This is a genomic window from Rhizobium sp. AC27/96 (genome assembly GCF_001692325.1).
Taxonomy (GTDB): domain Bacteria; phylum Pseudomonadota; class Alphaproteobacteria; order Rhizobiales; family Rhizobiaceae; genus Rhizobium.
In genome coordinates this window covers 1-3,743 of the sequence record NZ_LXKN01000057.1, presented here as the reverse complement: position 1 = coordinate 3,743, position 3,743 = coordinate 1, and the positions used below count along the sequence as shown (strand labels likewise).

Below are 3,743 nucleotides of genomic sequence, written 5' to 3'. Positions count from 1 at the left end.
CCTCACGATATCGGCACCGACGATAGGGCTTACGCCTGCGACGCTTGGTGCAGCGACGCTGAATGCGGGTTACAGCGAGACGATCACGGCGTCTGGCGGCACGGCTCCGTATAGTTATGCCAGCACCGGCACGCTGCCGACCGGGCTTAGCCTCAATGCGTCGACGGGCGTCCTCTCGGGAACGCCGACTGCAGCCGGCACCTTCAACTTCACCGTCAACGCCACCGACAGCTCGACCGGCACGGGACCCTTCACAGGCTCCAAAAGCTATACCCTGGTGCTGACCGCCCATCCGCCAGTCGCCAATGCCGTCTCGGCGGCGGTTGCGCAGAACTCCTCGGCCAATCCCATTACCCTCAACATCACCGGCGGCACCCCGCTCTCCGTTGCGGTTGCAAGTGCGGCAGCCCATGGGACGGCGACCGCATCGGGCACCTCCATCACCTATACGCCGGCTTCGGGCTATAGCGGTTCGGACAGCTTCACCTATACCGCCACCAATCTCGACGGCACGTCTGCGCCGGCAACCGTCAGCATCTCGGTGTCCGCCCCGACGATCGCGCTTGCCCCGCCCACCCTGCCGGCAGGCACGGCCGGGACAGCTTACAGCCAGACCATGACCGCATCGGGCGGCACCACGCCCTATAGCTATGCCATCACGACAGGCACGCTTCCCGCCGGACTGACGCTTTCGCCGGCCGGTGTGCTTGCGGGTACACCAACCGCAGCCGGCAACTTCAACATCACCATCACCGCGACGGACAGCTCGACCGGGACCGGCGCACCGTTCAGCACCTCCAGAGCCTATACTCTGGCCATCGGCGCACCGACGATCACCATTACCCCGGCGACGCTTCCCGCCGCGGGCGGCGGGACCGCCTACAGCCAGGCCCTTACCGCCGCGGGCGGCCTTGGATCCTATACCTATACCGTCACATCCGGCACGCTGCCGAACGGCCTCACCCTGTCGAGCGCCGGTCTCATATCGGGCACGCCAACGGCAGGCGGCACCTCCAGCTTCACCGTTACCGCCAAGGACAGCGCCAATTTTACCGGCTCTGTCGCCTATAATCTGACCGTTACCACGCCGACGATCACCATCAACCCGGCGACATTGCCCTCCGGCGCAATCGCCGGCGCCTACAGCCAACCGCTGACGGCCACGGGCGGGATCGGCTCCTACAGCTACAGCCTGTCGGCAGGCACGCTTCCCACCGGCCTGACACTGTCGGCCGCCGGTGTGCTTGCGGGCACGCCGACCGCAGGCGGCACCTTCAACTTCACGGTTCTCGCCACCGACAGCCTGACCTTCACAGGCTCCAGGGCCTATACCGTGACCGTTGGCGCCCCGACGATCGCCATCACGCCGACGACACTGCCGGCTGCAACCGTGGCCGCCGCCTATAGCCAGACCGTCACCGCATCCGGCGGCACCGGCCCCTACTCCTATGCGATCACGGCAGGCGCACTGCCCACCGGCCTGACGCTCTCTTCTGCCGGTGTGCTTGCGGGCACGCCGACGGCATCAGGCAACTTCAACATCACCATCACGGCCACGGACAGCTCGACCGGCTCGGGACCGTTCACGGGATCGCGCGCCTATAGCCTGGCGGTCAGCGTCCAGCCGCCGGTCGCCAATGCGGTTGCGGCAACCGTCGCCGCCAATTCCTCGAACAATCCGATTACCCTCAACATCACCGGTGGTGCCCCGGCCTCGGTCGCCATTGCAGGGGCGGCGGCGCATGGGACGGCAACCGCCTCAGGCACCTCCATCACCTATACGCCGGCATCGGGCTATTCCGGTACCGACAGCTTCACCTATACCGCCACCAACGCCTCCGGCACCTCGGCGCCGGCAAGCGTGAGCGTGACGATCACCGCGCCAACCCTGACCTTCTCGCCGCCGAGCGGCGCCCTGCCGGCCGGCATCGTTACCACCGCCTACAGCCAGACCGTCACCGCCTCGGGCGGAACGAGCCCCTACAGCTACAGCCTCACCGGCACGCTGCCGACCGGGCTCGCCCTCAACCATGCGACCGGCGCCATTACCGGCACGCCGACGACGCCCGGCAACTACAGCTTCTCCATCACCGCCACCGATGCCAACAGCGCCACGACATCCGCTGCCTATACGATCGCCATCTCGCCGCCGCCGACCACCTTCGTGTTCAGCCCGGCCGGCGGCGCCCTGCCCGATGCCATGTCGGGGGAGGCCTACAGCCAGCAGATCTCGGTCACAGGCGGCGTCGGCACGAAGATCTTCAGCCTTGCCTCCGGCAGCCTGCCGAACGGCCTGGTGCTCAACATCTCCACCGGCCAGCTGACCGGGCCGCTCTCGGGCGGCACCGAAGGCGACTACAGCTTCACCATCCAGATCCGCGACGGCAACGGCGCAACCGGAAGCGCCTCCTATACGCTGAAGGTCAAGAGCCGGTCCGTCACCGTTCTCGACATGGTCGTCAACGTGCCGGAGGGATCGACGCCGCCCGACGTCTACCTCAATCGCGGTGCGACCGGCGGTCCGTTCACCTCGGCAATCCTGGCATCCGTCGAGCCCGCCAATGCCGGCACGGCAACGATCATCCAGGGGCAGCTCGCACAGGCAGGCCCGGCCACGGCCCCGGTCGGCTGGTATCTGCACTTCACGCTGAACCCGGCCTATTCCGGCCAGGTCCGCGTCGGCTACCGGCTCGTCAGCGCGCTCGGGACATCGAACGTCGCGACGGTGACCTACAATGTCCATTACGATGCCGGCAAGGTTGCCCAGGACATCGACAATCTCGTGCATGACTTCGTGCAGTCCCGCCAGAACATGATCGCCAACACCATCGAGGTGCCGGGGCTGCTGCAGCGCCGGCAGATGGAGAAGGCGACCGATCCCGTCACCGCACGCATGATGCCATCGGAAGAGGGCATGACGTTCGGCTTCTCCACCAGCCTGTCGCAGATGCGCGCCGCCGCCGGTGATCCCGATGCCGCCTCCGCCCCCTTCAACGTCTGGATCGACGGCGCCTATCTTGCCCATAACGACAAAAGCAGAAACGACAGCACCAGCAAGTGGGGCAGCTTCGGCATGGTCAGCATGGGCGTGGATTACCTGCTCTCCGACAGGGCCCTGATCGGGCTTTCCTTCCACTACGACCGGATGACGGATCCGACCGACCAGGATACCGAGCTGACCGGCAATGGCTGGCTTGCCGGACCCTATGCCTCGCTCGAGCTTGGCAAGGGCGTGTTCTGGAACGGCAGCCTGCGCTATGGCGGCTCGAGCAACACCATCAACACCCAGTTCTGGAACGGCTCGTTCGACACGACACGCTGGATGGCCGACACCTCGATCGAAGGCCAATGGAACCTCGATGAGGAAACCACGCTCTCGCCGAAGCTGCGGGCGATCTACTTCTCTGAAAAGGTCGACGATTACAGCGTCAAGAACAGCGCCGGCGACAGGATCGACATTGACGGCTTCAACGAGGACCAGTTCCGCGTCAGCCTCGGCGCCGAGATCGCCCGCTCCTTTACCCTGGAGGGCGGAACCAAGCTCACACCCAAGCTCGGGCTGACCGGCGGCTACTCCGCCCTCGACGGCTCCGGCGCCTTCGGCGCCGTCACCGCCGGCCTGTCCATGCAGACCATCAACTTCTGGATGCTCGACACCAGCATCCTCTTCAATATCGAAGGCGACGGACAGAAATCCGTCGGCGCTAAAGTCGCCGCAAGCAAGAAATTCTAAAAATACGAAG

At 65.7% G+C, this 3,743-nt stretch carries 1 protein-coding gene; it reads left to right on the top strand.

Going from position 1 to position 3,743, the window contains the following annotated elements; translation table 11 throughout:
• Positions 1 to 3,733 (top strand): putative Ig domain-containing protein (locus A6U86_RS27735; RefSeq protein ID WP_068398101.1); only part of this gene is annotated, 3,733 nt, incomplete at its 5' end.
• Positions 3,734 to 3,743 lie beyond the last annotated feature (10 nt).